Here is a 16815-nt window from a genome sequence, read left to right as displayed (position 1 = left end):
AACCGTACACAATGGCTATCGATATCAAAGCCCCGCAATTTCCGGAATCGGTTGCTGACGGCACCGTTGCTACCTGGCACAAGAAGCCGGGCGACGCCGTCAAGCGCGACGACCTGATCGTCGACATCGAAACCGACAAAGTGGTCATGGAAGTGCTGGCTGAGGCCGACGGCGTTCTGGCTGAAATCGTCAAGAATGAAGGCGACACCGTTCTCAGCGGCGAACTGCTGGGCAAACTCGGTGATGGCGCCGGCGCTGCTGCCGCCCCAGCCGCCGCGGCACCGGCTCCTGCAGCCAGCGCTGCTGCCGCTCCGGCTGCTGCCCCGGCTGCCAAGTCCGAAGACCTGATCCTCGCGCCAGCTGCGCGCAAGCTGGCTGAAGAAAACGGCATCGACGTCAACAGCATCGCCGCCAGCGGTAAAGGCGGTCGCGTCACCAAAGAAGACGTAGTTGCTGCCATCGAAGCGAAGAAAAACGCTCCGGCTGCACCGGCCAAAGCTGCTGCTGCACCGGCTGCTGCCGCTCCGGTTTTCGCTGCTGGCGATCGCGTGGAAAAACGCGTTCCGATGACCCGCCTGCGCGCCAAAGTGGCCGAGCGTCTGGTTGAAGCTCAGTCGACCATGGCCATGCTGACCACCTTCAACGAAGTCGACATGACTGAAGTGATGGCCCTGCGCAGCAAATACAAAGACCTGTTCGAGAAGACCCACAACGGCGTGCGCCTGGGCTTCATGTCGTTCTTCGTCAAAGCCTCGGTTGAAGCCCTCAAGCGCTTCCCGGCGGTGAACGCGTCGATCGACGGCACCGACATCGTGTACCACGGCTACCAGGACATCGGCGTTGCCGTATCCAGCGACCGTGGCCTGGTGGTTCCGGTTCTGCGTAACGCCGAACTGATGAGCCTGGCAGAAGTCGAAAACGGCATCGCCACCTTCGGTAAGAAGGCCAAAGAGGGCAAGCTGTCCATCGACGAGATGACTGGCGGCACCTTCACCATCACTAACGGTGGCACCTTCGGTTCGATGATGTCGACCCCGATCGTCAACCCGCCGCAGGCTGCCATTCTCGGCATGCACAACATCATTCAGCGCCCCATGGCAATCAATGGTCAGGTTGTCATCCGTCCAATGATGTACTTGGCGTTGTCTTACGACCACCGTCTGATCGATGGCAAGGAGGCCGTGAGCTTCTTGGTAACGATCAAGAACCTGCTGGAGGATCCGGCGCGCCTGTTGCTGGATATCTAATCCGTTCTCTGATCACGGCGGCCCCCAAAAGGGGCTGTCCGGTTTCATCCGAAAAGGAATGAGTTATGACGCAAAAATTTGACGTGGTAGTGATCGGTGCTGGCCCAGGGGGCTATGTAGCCGCTATCAAGGCCGCTCAACTGGGTTTGAAAACTGCCTGTGTCGAGAAATATCAGGGTAAGGAAGGCAAAACTGCCTTGGGCGGTACCTGCCTGAACGTCGGTTGCATTCCATCCAAGGCGTTGCTCGACAGCTCCTACAAATTCCACGAAGCCCACGAAGGCTTCGCTGTGCACGGCATCAGCGCCAAGAATGTCTCTATCAACGTGCCGGCCATGGTTGCGCGCAAAGACACCATCGTTAAAAACCTGACTGGCGGCGTTGCCACCCTGTTCAAGGCCAACGGTGTCACCCTGCTGGAAGGCCACGGCAAGCTGCTGGCGAACAAGCAGGTTGAAGTGACTGGCCTTGACGGCAAAGCGATTGTCTACGAAGCCGACAACGTGATTCTGGCCTCTGGCTCGCGTCCGGTAGACATCCCGCCAGCTCCGGTTGATCAGGACGTTATCGTCGACTCCACCGGCGCTCTGGATTTCCAAGCCGTACCGAAAACCCTCGGCGTGATTGGCGCTGGCGTTATCGGTCTGGAGCTGGGTTCGGTGTGGGCCCGTCTGGGTGCCGAAGTGACCGTGCTTGAAGCACTCGACAAGTTCCTGCCAGCGGCTGACGAAGCCATTGCCAAGGAAGCACTGAAGATCCTCACCAAGCAGGGTCTGAAAATTAAACTGGGCGCTCGCGTAACCGGTTCGGAAGTGAAGAAGAAGCAAGTCACCGTTACCTACACTGACGCCGAAGGCGAGCAGAAGCAGGTATTCGACAAGCTGATCGTGGCTGTAGGCCGTCGCCCGGTAACCACCGAGTTGCTGGCAGCGGACAGCGGCGTCGACCTCGACGAGCGCGGTTACATCTTCGTTGACGACCACTGCACCACCAGCGTCCCAGGCGTTTACGCCATTGGTGACGTGGTACGTGGCGCCATGCTCGCCCACAAAGCCTCGGAAGAGGGCGTGATGGTTGCCGAGCGTATCGCCGGCCACAAAGCGCAAATGAACTACGACCTGGTGCCATCGGTTATCTACACCCACCCGGAAATCGCATGGGTTGGCAAAACCGAGCAGGCGCTCAAGGCTGAAGGCGTTGCCATCAACGTCGGCACCTTCCCGTTCGCTGCCAGCGGCCGCGCCATGGCTGCCAACGACACCGCCGGTTTCGTCAAAGTCATCGCCGATGCCAAGACTGACCGCGTACTGGGCGTTCACGTAATCGGCCCAGCCGCGGCTGAGCTGGTGCAACAAGGCGCTATCGGTATGGAATTTGGCACCAGTGCCGAAGACCTCGGCATGATGGTGTTCTCGCACCCAACCATGTCCGAAGCGCTGCACGAAGCGGCCTTGGCAGTGAATGGCGGCGCCATCCACATCGCCAACCGCAAGAAGCGTTAATAGCGACAACAAGAACCACGCCGGGCGGCCCGTCGTGCATCTTCACAACGAAGACGCACCGCGGAATGCCCAGGCGGACTGTTTCTAGAAAACGGTCACAGGTGGCGCGGCAATTATCACGCAGCGTCGAATGCGCAATACCTAACGAAGACGGTAGACAAGCATGAATCTTCACGAGTATCAGGGTAAGCAACTGTTTGCTGAGTACGGCCTGCCCGTATCCAAAGGCTTTGCAGTAAACACCCCGGAAGCGGCCGCTGAGGCCTGCGACAAAATTGGTGGCACCGAGTGGGTTGTCAAAGCCCAGGTCCACGCAGGTGGTCGCGGTAAAGCCGGTGGTGTGAAACTGGTCAAGAGCAAGGACGAGGCCAAGGCCTTCGCCGCTCAGTGGCTGGGCAAGCGTCTGGTGACCTACCAGACCGACGCCAACGGCCAGCCGGTCAACCAGATTCTGGTTGAGTCCTGCACCGATATCGCCAAAGAGCTGTATCTGGGCGCAGTCGTTGACCGCTCCAGCCGTCGCATCGTGTTCATGGCCTCCACTGAAGGCGGCGTGGACATCGAGAAGATCGCTCACGACACCCCTGAGAAGATCCTCAAAGCCACTATCGATCCATTGGTTGGCGCTCAGCCGTACCAAGGTCGTGACCTGGCCTTCCAACTGGGCCTGCAAGGCGACCAGATCAAGCAGTTCACCCACATCTTCGTTGGCCTGGCCAAACTGTTCCAGGACTACGACCTGGCACTGCTGGAAGTGAACCCGCTGGTAATCAAAGCTGACGGCAACCTGCACTGCCTCGACGCCAAGATCAACATCGACGCCAACGCCATGTACCGCCAGCCAAAACTGCGCGCCATGCATGACCCGTCGCAAGATGACCCACGTGAAGCCCACGCTGCCAAGTTCGAACTGAACTACGTAGCCCTGGAAGGCAACATTGGCTGCATGGTCAACGGTGCCGGCCTGGCCATGGGTACCATGGACATCGTCAACCTGCACGGCGGCAAGCCAGCCAACTTCCTCGACGTAGGCGGCGGCGCTACCAAAGAACGCGTTACCGAAGCGTTCAAAATCATTCTGTCCGACACCAACGTTGCAGCTGTTCTGGTGAACATCTTCGGCGGCATCGTTCGTTGCGACATGATTGCCGAAGGCATCATTGGCGCAGTGAAAGAAGTTGGCGTGAAAATCCCGGTGGTTGTGCGCCTTGAAGGCAACAACGCTGAACTGGGCGCCAAGGTACTGGCAGAAAGCGGCCTGAACATCATCGCGGCAACCAGCCTGACCGACGCTGCTCAGCAAGTCGTCAAAGCTGCGGAGGGCAAGTAATGAGCGTCCTGATCAATAAAGACACCAAAGTTATCTGCCAGGGCTTCACCGGCTCGCAGGGTACTTTCCACTCCGAACAAGCCATTGCCTACGGCACCCAAATGGTTGGCGGCGTGACTCCGGGCAAAGGCGGCACCACTCACCTGGGCCTGCCAGTGTTCAACACCGTGAAAGAAGCTGTAGAGAAAACTGGCGCTACCGCCAGCGTGATCTACGTTCCGGCTCCTTTCTGCAAAGACTCGATCCTGGAAGCCGCTTTCGGTGGCATCAAGCTGATCGTGTGCATCACCGAAGGCATCGCGACCATCGACATGCTGGAAGCCAAGGTTAAGTGCGACGAATTGGGTGTACGCCTGATCGGCCCTAACTGCCCAGGCGTGATCACTCCGGGCGAATGCAAGATCGGCATCATGCCTGGTCACATTCACCTGCCAGGCAAAGTCGGCATCGTTTCGCGTTCCGGCACCCTGACCTACGAAGCTGTTAAGCAGACCACTGACGCCGGTTTCGGTCAGTCCACCTGCGTCGGCATCGGCGGTGACCCGATCCCAGGCTCCAACTTCATCGACATCCTGAAGCTGTTCCAGGAAGACCCGAAAACCGAAGCCATCGTAATGATCGGCGAAATCGGTGGTTCGGCTGAAGAAGAAGCCGCTGCTTACATCAAAGCTCACGTGACCAAACCAGTGGTTTCCTACATCGCTGGTGTGACTGCCCCTCCAGGCAAGCGCATGGGCCACGCAGGCGCCATCATCTCTGGTGGTAAAGGCACCGCTGACGAGAAATTCGCAGCGCTGCAGGACGCAGGCGTTAAAACCGTGCGTTCGCTGGCTGATATTGGCAAGGCGCTAGCCGAGCTGACCGGCTGGACCGCCAAAAACGCTTAATTGCGTTTGGGCAAGTAAAAGGCCACCCCTCGGGGTGGTCTTTTTTTTGCCCCCGCGATCTCCGGGTCGTCGGCCATGCTGCGTTGCGAACGCTCCTGAAATGCTCACGTACTAAATGTACGCTGCGCTTTCAGGAGCGCCCGCGCCTTGCCTGACCTTAGCCCCGGAGATCTCGACCGAGGCGCCTGTTAGAAGATCGCGTCGAAACTGTAGGAGCGGCTTCAGCCGCGATGCTTTTGATCTTCAAGAGCATCGCGGCTAATCGGAATGCCGCCCAGCCGCTCCCACAGGAAAAACTTGCTCCCGTAGGCCGCAAACCACGCCCACAAAAAAGCCCGCATCTGCGGGCTTTTTCTTTTATGCCCTTCTTCGAAAGAGGGGCAGGGGTTGGTCAGCGGACGCTTGGTAAACCTCGTTGAATTCGCTGAAGGCTTTCAGCGCATCGTCCGGGTCTTTGTCTTCGCGCAGGGCGAAGGCGTCGAAGCCGCAGCGGTGCAGGGCCCAGAGTTGGTCGCGGAGCACATCGCCAATGGCGCGGATTTCGCCCTTGTAGCCGTAGCGGGTGCGCAGCATGTAGGCGGTGGAGGAGTGGCGGCCGTCGGTGAAGGCGGGGAAGTTCAGGGCGATGACCTGGAAGTTGTCCAGTTGATCGGCGATCTCTTCAATTTCTTCACCGGCTTCCAGCCATACGCCGAGACCGCCGTCGCGGGCTTTCAGAGCGCTGCTGTGTTCCACGTACAGGCCCAGCGGTACGATCAGGTCGTCGCAGTTGGACACGCCTTCCAGCGTCGCGTCCTTGGGCAGCAGGTGCCAGGTTTCGTCGACCAGCTGACCGTTCTTAATGATTCGCTGCATATACGCGCTCCTTGAACGGGTCAATGCCGACACGGCGGAAGGTGTCGAGGAAGCTTTCTTCTTCGTGACGGGTTTCCACGTACACGTCGATGATTTTGCTGACCACGTCCGCCATGTCTTTTTCGGCGAACGATGGGCCGAGAATCTGCGCCAGGCTGGCGTCGCGACCCGAGCTGCCGCCCAAGGAGACCTGGTAGAACTCCTGACCTTTCTTGTCCACGCCCAGAATGCCGATGTGGCCTACGTGGTGGTGACCGCACGCGTTCATGCAGCCGGAAATGTTCAGGTCGATATTGCCGATGTCGAACAGGTAGTCCAGGTCGTCGAAACGGCGCTGGATGGCTTCGGCAATCGGAATCGACTTGGCGTTTGCCAGCGAGCAGAAGTCGCCGCCCGGGCAGCAGATGATGTCGGTCAGCAAGCCCACGTTTGGCGTGGCGAAGCCGTTTTCGCGCAGCTCGCCCCACAGGGTGAACAGCTGGCTTTGCTCGACGTCGGCCAGAATGATGTTCTGGTTATGGCTGTTGCGCACTTCGCCAAAGCTGTAGCGATCGGCCAGGTCGGCGATAACGTCGAGCTGCTTGTCGGTCACGTCGCCAGGGGCAACGCCGGTGGGCTTCAGCGACAGGGTGACGGCGACGTAGCCCGGCTTCTTGTGAGCGAACACGTTGCGGCTGGCCCAACGATCAAAACCGGGGTGCTCGGCGCGCAAGGCGGCGAGGGCGTCGGTCTGGTCTTCCAGCGCTTTGTAGGCCGGATCAACGAAGTGAGCTGCAACACGTGCCACTTCAGCTTCGGTCAGGGTGGTGGGGCCGTCTTTCAAATGCGCCCATTCGGCGTTAACGCGTTCAGCGAATACGTCCGGCGTCAGTGCTTTCACCAAGATCTTGATGCGCGCCTTGTACTTGTTATCGCGGCGGCCATAGCGGTTGTACACACGCAGAATGGCGTCGAGGTAACTGATCAGGTGCTGCCACGGCAGGAATTCGTTGATGAAGCTGCCAACGATTGGCGTACGGCCCAGGCCGCCACCGACCGAGACGCGGAAGCCCAGCTCGCTGGCTTCGTTCTTCACCGCTTCCAGGCCGATGTCATGCACTTCGATGGCCGCGCGGTCGCTCACGGCGCCGTTGACGGCGATCTTGAACTTGCGCGGCAGGTGCGAGAACTCGGGGTGGAAGGTCGACCACTGACGAATGATTTCGCACCAGGGGCGCGGGTCCACGATTTCGTCTTTGGCCACGCCGGCGAATTGGTCAGTGGTGGTGTTGCGAATGCAGTTGCCGCTGGTCTGTACCGCGTGCATTTGCACGGTGGCCAGCTCGGCAAGAATTTCCGGTACGTCCTCCAGTTCCGGCCAGTTGAACTGCACGTTCTGGCGGGTACTGATGTGCGCGTAGCCCTTGTCGTAGTCGCGGGCGATCTTGGCCATCATGCGCACCTGTGCCGACGACAGCAGGCCATAGGGCACGGCCACGCGAAGCATCGGCGCAAAACGCTGGATATAAAGACCATTCTGCAAGCGCAACGGGCGAAATTCTTCGCCAGAAAGTTCGCCAGCCAGATAACGGCGGGTCTGATCACGGAACTGCTTGACGCGGCTCTCGATGATGTCTTGATCGTAACTGTCGTAGACGTACATACGGGTCCTGTTTTCAGGCTACTTACTGCCAAATCAGCGCGCACGGCCGCGCACTCCTTGCGGAGCCGGGGGAAGATACCAGTTCAGGTTTATGCGCAAAAGTGATGTTTTAGTATAAGAACGAAACTTATGGTGCTAAGAGCCGCGCGCTATAAGGCGCAGCCCTACATGCCCCATCGAAAGGCTCCTGTCTGATGGGAGAAAACCCCTATCGCGGCAGCTCGATTCTTTCGGTTTCGCCGGGCACCGTTGGCCAATCGCCCGCGGCCCATTTCGCCCGGGCGCGGTCGATCAATGCCGAGTCGCTGGCGACGAAATTCCAGTTCATGCGCCTTGGGCCGTCCAACGGGCTGCCGCCGACCATGATGATCTGGCAGTCGCTCTCGGCGAACAGCGTGTACGTTTCGCCAGCCGGCAATACGACCATGCTGCGCGCCGCCAGAGGTTCGTCTTCCAGGCGCGCTTCGCCGCTGATCAGGTACAGCGCGCGCTGCTCATGTTCGGCGGCAATAAATTGCGCCGAGCCGGTGCTCATATACATGTCGGCGAGCAGGGTAGGCGTTGGCACCGGCACGGGCGACTTGAGGCAGAAGCCTTCTCCGGCAACCAGCCGAATCTTCACCCCCAGTGCTTCGCTCTCGGGCAACTCAGCAACGCCGTGATGGCTGTAGCTCGGCGCGCCTTGTTCCAGGTGCTGCGGCAGGGCCAACCACAGTTGGAGGCCGTGCAGCTGCGAACCGGTTTCCCATAGCTCGCTTGGGGTGCGCTCAACATGGGCAACGCCGTTGCCAGCCGTCATATAGCTGACATCGCCAGCCCCTACGCGCTGATCCGAGCCGAGGCTGTCTTTGTGCAGCAGGGCGCCTTCAAACAGATAGCTCAGCGTTGATAGGCCGATGTGCGGGTGCTGACGCACATTCATGCCGGTGCCCGGCGCGTAGTGGTTGCTGACGATGTGATCGAAGAACACAAACGGCCCCACGCTGCGGCATTGCGCGGACGGCAGCGGCCGCAAAATCGGCTGGCCTTCAACGTCTTCGGGGCGGGGGCGAATCACCAGGGGAGAGGCCATTACGATTACTCAGCAAGTTGGGTGTCGACGTGAATCTCAGTGCTGGTCATCAGCTTGTGCACCGGGCATTTATCGGCGATGGCCAACAACTTGGCGCGCTGTTCATCGGTGAGCTCGCCTTCCAGCGTCAGGCTGACCGCCAAGGTGTAATGGCCTTCACGCTCTTTGCTGGCGTCGCGGCTGACCGCCACCTTAATTCCGGTCAGCGGCATGCCACGGGCGCGGGCATATTGCGTGACGGTCAGGGCTTTGCAGGCGCCGAGGGCGGTGTCGAAGTAATCGTGTGGGTCTGGCGCCGAGCTTTCGCCGCCCAGTTCCGTCGGCATGTCGGTAGCCAACGGCGCCAGTTCGGCGATCTGAATGTCGTGGCGATAGCTGGTGGCGGACTGGCTGGTGATGGTTATGGTCATGGCACATCTCGGCGTCGAAGGGCGTGGTAGAGCATCGTGCTTGGCGCCGCTTGAACCTGCAAGCCCGACGCGGGGTCTATGCTTGTCACGCACTTTCAGGGAGCGAAGCGTTGTCCAGTCAGCCCACGTTCATTGCCACATTCTTTCTCACGCTGCTGCTTGCCAGCCCCAGCCACGGCCGCGACTACCACTACACCGACGCCCATTTGCACTACGTCGATTTCTTCCAGGAAACCGAGGGCATGCCGGCGTTGCTAAAACAGATGGACGCAAACCGCGTTGATCACGTGATGATCGCCGGCATCCCCCTGGCCAAGAAATGGCACGAAGACGAACCCAAGCGTCCCCGTTATTACGCCGGCGATGACGCCGATGCCTACTGGTACAGCGCCACCGATTTCTACGTCGCTGCTGCGTTGGGCGAGCTCAGCCCCAAACAGCGCGAGCGCTTCCACCCGTTTTTGTCCGGCTTTAACCCAGTGGATAAAAACGCCGACGCCCATATCGCACGGATGCTCAAGCTGTACCCCGATTTCTGGCAAGGCATCGGCGAGGTGTTCACCCGCCACGATGACCTGACAGCCATCACTTCCGGTGACACGCCAAGGGCCAACAACGAAGCCATGGCGCGCGTCTATCACCTGGCCGCCGAGCATGATCTACCGGTGCTGCTGCACAGCAACATCACCTCCAAGCGCGAGAAAAACCCGCTTTACCTGGCCGAAATCGAAGAGCCGCTGCGTAACCATCCGCACACGCGGTTCATCTGGGCGCACGCCGGCACGAGCATGGAACTGCACCGCCATCAGACCAAGCTGGATTTCGTGCTGCCGACGCTGCAACGCATGCTCGAGGCGTACCCGAATTTGTATATCGACCTGTCGTGGAGCGTCTTGCACCCGTATTTGCTAGACGAGCAGGGCAAGCCGGATGCCGATTGGGTGGCGCTGGTTAAACGCTACCCGGAGCGTTTTATGCTCGGCTCCGATGTGGTGGGCAAGTTCGACAACGTGGGCAAAGAGCTACGCGGCTTCGACCCGTTTCTCGATGCGCTGCCGGCCGACGTCGCGCAGAAAGTTGCCCGCGATAACTTTCTTGCCGTGCTGCCGCGAAATCTGAAACAGCCGGCGCCGTAACGCGGCGCTGTCATCAGTCTGTCATTGCATGGTCATAAGCTCGCGCCATCCAAAACTAAGGAGCGCGACATGCAAGTCATCCGTAAGAGTTCGCTGGCGGCGTTGCTGCTGTGTGCAGTCAGCCAATTGGCTCAGGCCGAAGTGCGGGTTGAAGGCCCGGTTGAATTCGGCATTTTCGAAACCACCGCCACCGACCTGCAACCCGGCGAGCGCGTGCTGACCCGCAGCAAACAAGCCATTCAGCCAACGGATGTAATTCCCGCCAAGCTCGGCACCAAATTCGGCATTCGCTACACCCTGGCAAACAAGAAAATCGACGACACACCGCTGACCTTGCTCTACCTCACCCCCGGCATCCAATCCGCTGATGGCCGCCACGACAAACTGGTGGTTGAACAGAAATTGGTAGTCGGCGCTCCGCAAGACGTGATGGCATTCGAGTTCAGCGAATACAACGAACTGGTTAAGGGCGACTGGCACTTTATGGTCTTCCAAGGCGACCGCCTGCTGGCCGAAAAGCGCTTCACCGTGCAGTAACTTTCCCCGCTCCACCGAGCCCGAGCCGCCATACTCACCAAACACACCGTCATCCCCGCGCAGGCGGGGATCCAGGCTCGCCGCCCGCCTAAAGCCCTCGAAATTCCGTACGCATTCCCCACAACCAGCTAATTTCTTCCCACCGGTTGGCAGCAAGGCAACACTTTGTTACTTTGCCTGCACTATCGTACCAACTCGAAACGTGCGCACCGGTCACGGTGACGCCGCAACGGACGATGGAGTTTCTGTTGCAGGTCGCAGTTGCGTGCGCGCCGACCTTCAGCAGCCGAGAGATGAATAAAAAACAGGGTGGCCGTTAGCGCTGCCCAAATAATCTTGGCGTATAGGGAGCGATGTCGATGAACACACGTGTGTGCGGTTCCAACGGAAAGGGGCGCCCATGGCGGGCGGGGGCAACGATGGCGTTACTGCCGTTGCTGGTGGCAGGTGCCGCGGAGGGCGCTGAATTCAGCTTTGCCGACAACGAAGTCACCGGCTCGTTGGACACCACCCTTTCATATGGCTCGATGTGGCGCGTGCAGGGCCGCGACAAGGGCAACGTCACCGACATCAACGCCGACGACGGCAACCGCAACTTCGACACCGGCCTGGTTTCCGAAGTGTACAAAGCCACCTCCGACCTCTCGGTCAAATACCAGAACTACGGCGCGTTTGTGCGCGGCACGGCGTTCTACGACACGCAGATCATGGACAAGCGCAACGACTATTACGACACCACCGGCGGTGTCGAGCGCCCCAGCCAGAACTTCCCCAACGACAACGAATTCACCGAAGACACCCGCCACAACGCCGGGCGCAAAGCGCAGATTCTCGATGCGTATCTGTATGGCAACTGGGACATCTACGACAAACCCCTCGCCGCCAAAGTCGGCCGCCAGGTATTGAGCTGGGGCGAGGGCGTGTTCTATCGCGGTGGCGTGAACACCATTAACCCGGTCGACGCGGCCAAATTCCACCTGCCGGGCTCCGAGCTCAAAGAAGTATTGGTGCCGATGGAAGCCTTCAGCTTCAACGTCGGGCTGACCGACGATTTGTCGATGGAAGCGTTTTATCAGTGGAAATGGAAAGAGACCCAGCTGGACCCAGCGGGTACGTATTTTGGTGATACGGACCTGTTCGCGGAGGGGGGGAATACGGCGTATACGACAGACGAGCGCTTGATTCCGGCGATGGTTGGATACAACACAATCTTGGACGTGGCGCCTGGAATTCTAGGCGTGGGGCCAAGAGGGCCTAACGGGTATTTGAATCCGGAAACGGGCGTCTTTAAGGTCGCCAATATTGGCAAAGACATTGAGGCAGACGACAGCGGGCAGTACGGCGTGTCCTTCCGTTATGTGGCCGAGGAACTGAACTCCACAGAGTTCGGCTTCTACTTCGTTAATTACCACGCGAAGGAGCCGCAAATTGCGATCGATCTAAGCAAGTTCGATGGCGTCGATATGGCCACGTTGGGCAGCATCGTCGGGACTGATGCCGGCGCACTGGCAACCTTGGACCTGGCGAGCAACGCCGAGGCGCGCCGCGACTACGTTGAAGACATCCGCATGTACGGCTTCAGCTTCAATACCACCGTGGGAGATGCCTCGTTCTCCGGCGAACTGGCGTATCGCCCCAACGCTCCTATCAGCATTGCCGCGACCGACGACTTGCTAGGTGACCTGCTCATCCAGGGGGTTAACGGTTCGCCATTGGTAGACAGCGCGATAGCTGGCGGCGAGGCGTGCGCAGCGGTTGCAGGCAAACAACTGTGCCGCTCGCAACTCTTCGAAAACTACCAGCGCGCCGAAACTTACAACATCTCGCTTTCCACCATTTACAACTTCGGCCCCATGGTCAGCTTTGACTCGGTCATGGGCGTGGCCGAAGTGGCCTCGCAACACATCCGTGGCAGCAGCTTGAAATACCGCGCCTATGACGGCAGCACGCGCAAATTCGCCAGCACCACCGACAAGGCCTATGTCGACCCTGAAAACGGCGACTCCGACCAGATTACCCGCGACAGCTACGGCTACACCTTGCTGGTTTCCGGCACCTGGAACGACGTTTACGCCGGGGTGAAGTTGGCGCCGTACGTGGTTTACCAAGACGACTTCCAGGGCAACTCCGACCGCACCGGCAACTTTATCGAAGGCCGCAAGGCATACACCCTGGGCATGGACGCTACCTACCTGAACGCCTTCGAAGTCGGGCTGCAGTACACCGAGTACTACGGCGCCGGCCGCAATAATTCCATGCGCGACCGTGACAACGTGTCGTTAAGCGCCAAGTACTCGTTTTGATGCCTGACAGAATTCTGGAGAACCGTGCATGTTGAACAAAAATTCACTGCTGCTCGCCGCCATTCTGCTGGCCGTCGGCACCACCGATAGCCTGGCCGGCGTTTCTGCACAGCAAGCCGCCACGCTGAAAACCACCCTGACGCCGCTAGGCGCGGAGAAAGCCGGCAATGCCGCCGGCACCATTCCCGCCTGGACCGGGGGCATGACCCAGGCGCCGGCCGGCTACAAAGGCCCGGGCGCGCACCACGTCGACCCGTTTGCCGGCGAGAAGCCGCTGTTTACCATCACCAAAGGCAATCTGGAACAGTACAAAGGCAGCCTCACGGCGGGGCAGATCGCCTTGTTCAACGCCTACCCGGAAACCTTCCAGATGCCGGTGTACCCCACGCATCGCACCGGCTCAGCGCCGCAGTGGATCTACGACAACACCTTCAACAACGCCACCAGCGCCAAGGTGCTGGACGGTGGCAACGGCTTTGCCGAAGCCTATGGCGGCACGCCGTTTCCCATCCCGCAGAGCGGCGTCGAAGCGGTGTGGAACCACATCGTGCGGTATCGCGGCACCTACGTGATTCGCCGCTCGGCCGAGGCGGGCGTGCAGCGCAACGGTCAATACTCGCTCGTGACCTCGCAGGACGAAGCGCTGTTTCGCTTCTACAACCCCAAGAGCAACTACAGCGAACTGAACAACACCTTGTTCTATTACATGACCTTCACCACCGCCCCGGCGCGCCTGGCCGGCAATGGTGCACTGGTGCAGGAAATGCTCGACCAGGTTAAAGAGCCGCGCCAGGCCTGGGGCTACAACCCGGGCCAACGCCGCGTGCGCCGCGCGCCGACCTTGGCCTACGACACGCCAATTGAATCGTCCGATGGCCTGCGTACTGCCGATGACACCGACATGTACAACGGCGCGCCAGACCGTTACGACTGGACCCTGGTTGGTAAAAAGGAAATCTACATTCCCTACAACAACTACCTGCTCACCAGCCCGGCGGTGAAATACGACGACTTGCTAAAGCCCGGCCACATAAACCCGCAATACGCGCGCTATGAACTGCACCGCGTATGGGTAGTGGAAGGCAAATTGAAAGCGGGCGCGCGGCACATCTACTCCAAACGCACGCTGTTCCTCGACGAAGACAGCTGGGGCGCGGCGGTAGTCGATCAATACGATGGGCGAGGGGAGTTGTGGCGCGTGTCCATGGCCTACCTGAAAAGCTTCTACGAACTGCCCACCGTATGGACCGCGCTGGACACCTTCCACGACCTGCAAGCGCGGCGCTATAGCGTGCAATGGCTCGACAACGAAGAGCCCGGCACCGCCGACTTCAGCAAGCCCTCACCCGACGACGCCAACTTCAGCCCCGCCGCCTTGCGCCGCAAAGCATCGCGTTAGCCGCCCCCACGGTCGCGATGCACTTGATGCAAAAAGCATCGCGGCTAAAGCCGCTCCCACAGGTACTCGAAATCCTGTAGGAGCGGCTTTAGCCGCGAGCTTTCAGCTTCAGCCCCGCCGCCTTGCGCCGCGACACAGCGCGCCAACCGCACACCAGCAAACTCTGTAGGAGCGACTTCAGTCGCGATGCTCTTGATCTAAAAGCATCGCGGCTAAAGCCGCTCCCACAGTGGTCGCCGATGTCCTGTGGGAGCGACTTCAGTCGCGATGCTCTTGCGCGGCTAAAGCCGCTCCCACAGTGGTTGCCGATGTCCTGTGGGAGCGACTTCAGTCGCGATGCTCTTGCTCTAAAAAGCATCGCGGCTAAAGCCGCTCCTACAGGTGAGTGGCGACGCTGCGGATCAATCGCCGCGGTATTCGCAGCCGCTGGTGCAGGTTTCGTGAATGCGCACGCGCGACAGCTCGGGCAGCAACGGTTTGAGCTGTTGCCAGATCCACTTGCTGAGCACTTCGCTGGTGGGGTTTTCCAAGCCGGGAATGTCGTTGAGGTAGTTGTGATCCAACTGCTCGTACAGCGGCTTGAAGATCGCTTTGATTTCGGAGAAGTCGCGGATCCAACCAGTGTACGGATCGACGTCGCCTTCGATGTAAATGGCAACGCGGAAGGAGTGGCCGTGCAGGCGTCCGCATTTGTGCCCATCAGGCACGTGAGGCAGGCGGTGTGCGGCTTCGAAGATGAATTCTTTAAACAGTTCCACGGCGTAACGCTCTGAGAAAGGGGGCGGCAAAAACAGCCGGCGAGTCTAGCAGTTCGGCCTGGGCTTTACCCATAGCGAGCTTGTCTCGCCGGTCAGGAAGTGCCTTACGCTTTCATGTTCAGGCGCTTGGCCAGGCGGTTGAGGTTGGCGCGGTCCAGGCCCAACTCCCGCGCCGCACCGGCCCAACTTCCTCGATGACGCGCCAGGCATGCGCTGATCAGTTGGCGTTGATAGTCGTCGAGGTGCTGGCGTAAATCGCCCACCGCGCCCTCAGCGGCTGGCACTTCCAAGGTCTGGCCCAGCGCCGCCGGCTGGGCGTCGGGCAAGGCCAGTTCGGCGGCGTTGAGGCTGAGAATTCGTGGCCGTTCGCGGCACGCTGCCAGCGCTTTGAGCGAGGCGCGGCCGATCAGATGCTCCAACTCGCGCACATTGCCCGGCCAGTCGTAGGCCAGCAAGGCCGCCTGCGCATCGGCCGCCAGGCGCAGGCTGCGCAAGCCCAGGCGCGGGCGGTTGTCTTCGAGGAAAAAGCCGGCGAGCAGCAACACATCGCGGCCCCGTTCGCGCAACGGCGGCACCCGCAGCGGATACACGCTCAAGCGGTGATAAAGGTCGGCGCGGAAACGACCGGCGCGCACTTCTTCGGCCAGGTCGCGATTGGTTGCCGCCAGCACCCGCACATTCACGTGGTGCTCTTTGTCAGACCCCACCCGTTGCAGTTGCCCGCTCTGCAGCACCCGCAGCAACTTGGCCTGCACCGGCAGCGGCAGTTCACCGACTTCATCGAGAAACAACGTGCCGCCATCGGCCAGTTCGAATTTACCGCGCCGCTCGTTTACCGCGCCGGAGAACGCGCCACGCACGTGGCCGAACAGCTCGCTCTCCACCAGGGTTTCCGGCAAGGCGGCGCAATTGAGGCTGATCATCGGCGCCTTGGCGCGCGGTGACTGGGCGTGAATGGCCTGGGCCACCAACTCTTTGCCGACACCGGTTTCGCCGCTGACCAACACGCTCAGCTCGCTATTCCCAACCACCGCGATCTCTTCCACCAAACGCTTGTGGGCGGGGCTCTGACCGATCATTTCTTTGGTCTGCGCCTGAGCCGCCGCCTGTTTGTAGACCTCGGCGAGTTGGTGTTGGTCGTGGGCATCGCGGGCCAGATGGCTGATGCGCTCGCCGGCTTTCACGGTGGCCGCCGCCAAGCTGGAAAAGGCCGCCAAGGTGTTCAAATCGGCAGGACTAAAGCAGGCCGCGTCCAGCGCGTCGAGCGTCAATACGCCCCACGGGCGGTCGTCGAGGTACAGCGAGCAGCCCATGCAATCGTGCACTTCCAAATGGCCGTGCACGCCTTCAACCAAGCCGTCATACGGGTCGGGCAAATCGCTGTCGGCGGCAAAGTGTGTGGGCTCGCGGTTTTCCAGCAGCGCTTTTAAACGCGGGTGCTCCGCCACTTTGAAGCGTCGTCCGAGCGTGTCGGCGCTTAAACCATGAACGGCCAGGGGCACCAGCTGCTCGCCTTCCAGGCGCAATAGCGCAGTGGCGTCGCACGGCAACAGGTCGCGCAGGGCGTCGAGCAAACGGCGGTAACGCTCGCTCTCCGGCAGCTCACGTGACAGGTCGGCCACCAGAGGAAGAAAGGCATTGAGCAGCGAAGTGGCGGTCATAACGACCCTCTTTGAGTCATATCGACTCGTGTCATAACGACTTTAAGTATAGGTAAGTCATTGAAAATAAAGGGCT

General features: G+C 60.1%; 14 protein-coding genes. 8 read left to right on the top strand and 6 right to left on the bottom strand.

Going from position 1 to position 16815, the window contains the following annotated elements; all coding sequences use genetic code 11:
• Positions 1-11: 11 nt before the first annotated feature.
• The 4 genes from odhB (at position 12) to sucD (ending at position 4966) form a co-directional block, all read left to right on the top strand.
• Positions 12-1247: a 2-oxoglutarate dehydrogenase complex dihydrolipoyllysine-residue succinyltransferase gene (gene odhB / locus ACZZZU_RS06135; protein ID WP_463382329.1), complete on the top strand. Its 1236-nt coding sequence runs from the start codon at positions 12-14 to the stop codon at positions 1245-1247.
• A 65-nt stretch (positions 1248-1312) separates the two neighbouring features.
• Complete coding sequence (lpdA, locus tag ACZZZU_RS06130) at positions 1313-2749, top strand: dihydrolipoyl dehydrogenase (protein ID WP_463550065.1); 1437 nt, start codon at positions 1313-1315, stop codon at positions 2747-2749.
• Between the two features lie 163 nt (positions 2750-2912).
• A complete protein-coding gene (sucC, locus tag ACZZZU_RS06125) occupies positions 2913-4079 on the top strand; it encodes an ADP-forming succinate--CoA ligase subunit beta (protein ID WP_122451177.1) in 1167 nt (388 codons plus the stop codon).
• Positions 4079-4966: a succinate--CoA ligase subunit alpha gene (gene sucD / locus ACZZZU_RS06120; protein ID WP_122451178.1), complete on the top strand. Its 888-nt coding sequence runs from the start codon at positions 4079-4081 to the stop codon at positions 4964-4966. The genes sucC and sucD overlap by 1 nt, the downstream gene beginning before the upstream one ends.
• A 357-nt stretch (positions 4967-5323) precedes the next feature.
• Here the strand turns inward: sucD and ACZZZU_RS06115 are convergent, their stop codons facing one another.
• The 4 genes from ACZZZU_RS06115 to ACZZZU_RS06100 all read right to left on the bottom strand — a co-directional run bounded on the left by ACZZZU_RS06115 (position 5324) and on the right by ACZZZU_RS06100 (position 8945).
• Entirely contained in the window at positions 5324-5821 is a 498-nt protein-coding gene (locus ACZZZU_RS06115) for a DUF934 domain-containing protein (RefSeq protein ID WP_122451179.1), read from the bottom strand.
• On the bottom strand, positions 5805-7463 hold the full coding sequence (locus tag ACZZZU_RS06110) for a nitrite/sulfite reductase (protein WP_463550064.1): 1659 nt from the start codon (positions 7461-7463) through the stop codon (positions 5805-5807). The genes ACZZZU_RS06115 and ACZZZU_RS06110 overlap by 17 nt, the downstream gene beginning before the upstream one ends.
• 208 nt (positions 7464-7671) lie before the next feature.
• Entirely contained in the window at positions 7672-8535 is an 864-nt protein-coding gene (locus ACZZZU_RS06105) for a pirin family protein (RefSeq protein WP_463550063.1), read from the bottom strand.
• 5 nt (positions 8536-8540) lie between these two features.
• Entirely contained in the window at positions 8541-8945 is a 405-nt protein-coding gene (locus tag ACZZZU_RS06100) for an OsmC family protein (RefSeq protein WP_122497122.1), read from the bottom strand.
• A 110-nt stretch (positions 8946-9055) separates the two neighbouring features.
• Between ACZZZU_RS06100 and ACZZZU_RS06095 the strand changes: the two genes are divergently transcribed.
• The 4 genes from ACZZZU_RS06095 to ACZZZU_RS06080 all read left to right on the top strand — a co-directional run bounded on the left by ACZZZU_RS06095 (position 9056) and on the right by ACZZZU_RS06080 (position 14320).
• Positions 9056-10081 carry an amidohydrolase family protein gene (locus tag ACZZZU_RS06095; RefSeq protein WP_463550062.1) on the top strand — a complete coding sequence of 342 codons (1026 nt, stop codon included), beginning with the start codon at positions 9056-9058 and terminating at the stop codon, positions 10079-10081.
• A gap of 69 nt (positions 10082-10150) precedes the next feature.
• The gene (locus ACZZZU_RS06090) at positions 10151-10618 is read left to right on the top strand and encodes a DUF3859 domain-containing protein (RefSeq protein WP_122497125.1); all 468 of its coding nucleotides are present in this window, start codon (positions 10151-10153) and stop codon (positions 10616-10618) included.
• A gap of 359 nt (positions 10619-10977) precedes the next feature.
• The gene (locus tag ACZZZU_RS06085) at positions 10978-12921 is read left to right on the top strand and encodes a DUF1302 domain-containing protein (RefSeq protein WP_463550061.1); all 1944 of its coding nucleotides are present in this window, start codon (positions 10978-10980) and stop codon (positions 12919-12921) included.
• A gap of 28 nt (positions 12922-12949) precedes the next feature.
• Complete coding sequence (locus ACZZZU_RS06080) at positions 12950-14320, top strand: DUF1329 domain-containing protein (RefSeq protein WP_122497129.1); 1371 nt, start codon at positions 12950-12952, stop codon at positions 14318-14320.
• A 401-nt stretch (positions 14321-14721) separates the two neighbouring features.
• On the opposite strand, the gene queD is transcribed toward ACZZZU_RS06080, so the two are convergent.
• The gene (gene queD, locus ACZZZU_RS06075) at positions 14722-15078 is read right to left on the bottom strand and encodes a 6-carboxytetrahydropterin synthase QueD (RefSeq protein ID WP_122451187.1); all 357 of its coding nucleotides are present in this window, start codon (positions 15076-15078) and stop codon (positions 14722-14724) included.
• 104 nt (positions 15079-15182) lie between these two features.
• A complete protein-coding gene (norR, locus tag ACZZZU_RS06070) occupies positions 15183-16739 on the bottom strand; it encodes a nitric oxide reductase transcriptional regulator NorR (protein WP_463550060.1) in 1557 nt (518 codons plus the stop codon).
• Between the last annotated feature and the right edge of the window lie 76 nt (positions 16740-16815).

The organism is Pseudomonas sp. AC136 (assembly GCF_979258585.1).
The sequence above is the reverse complement of the archived record's forward strand: the minus strand, read 5'-3'. Positions and strand labels throughout refer to the sequence as shown.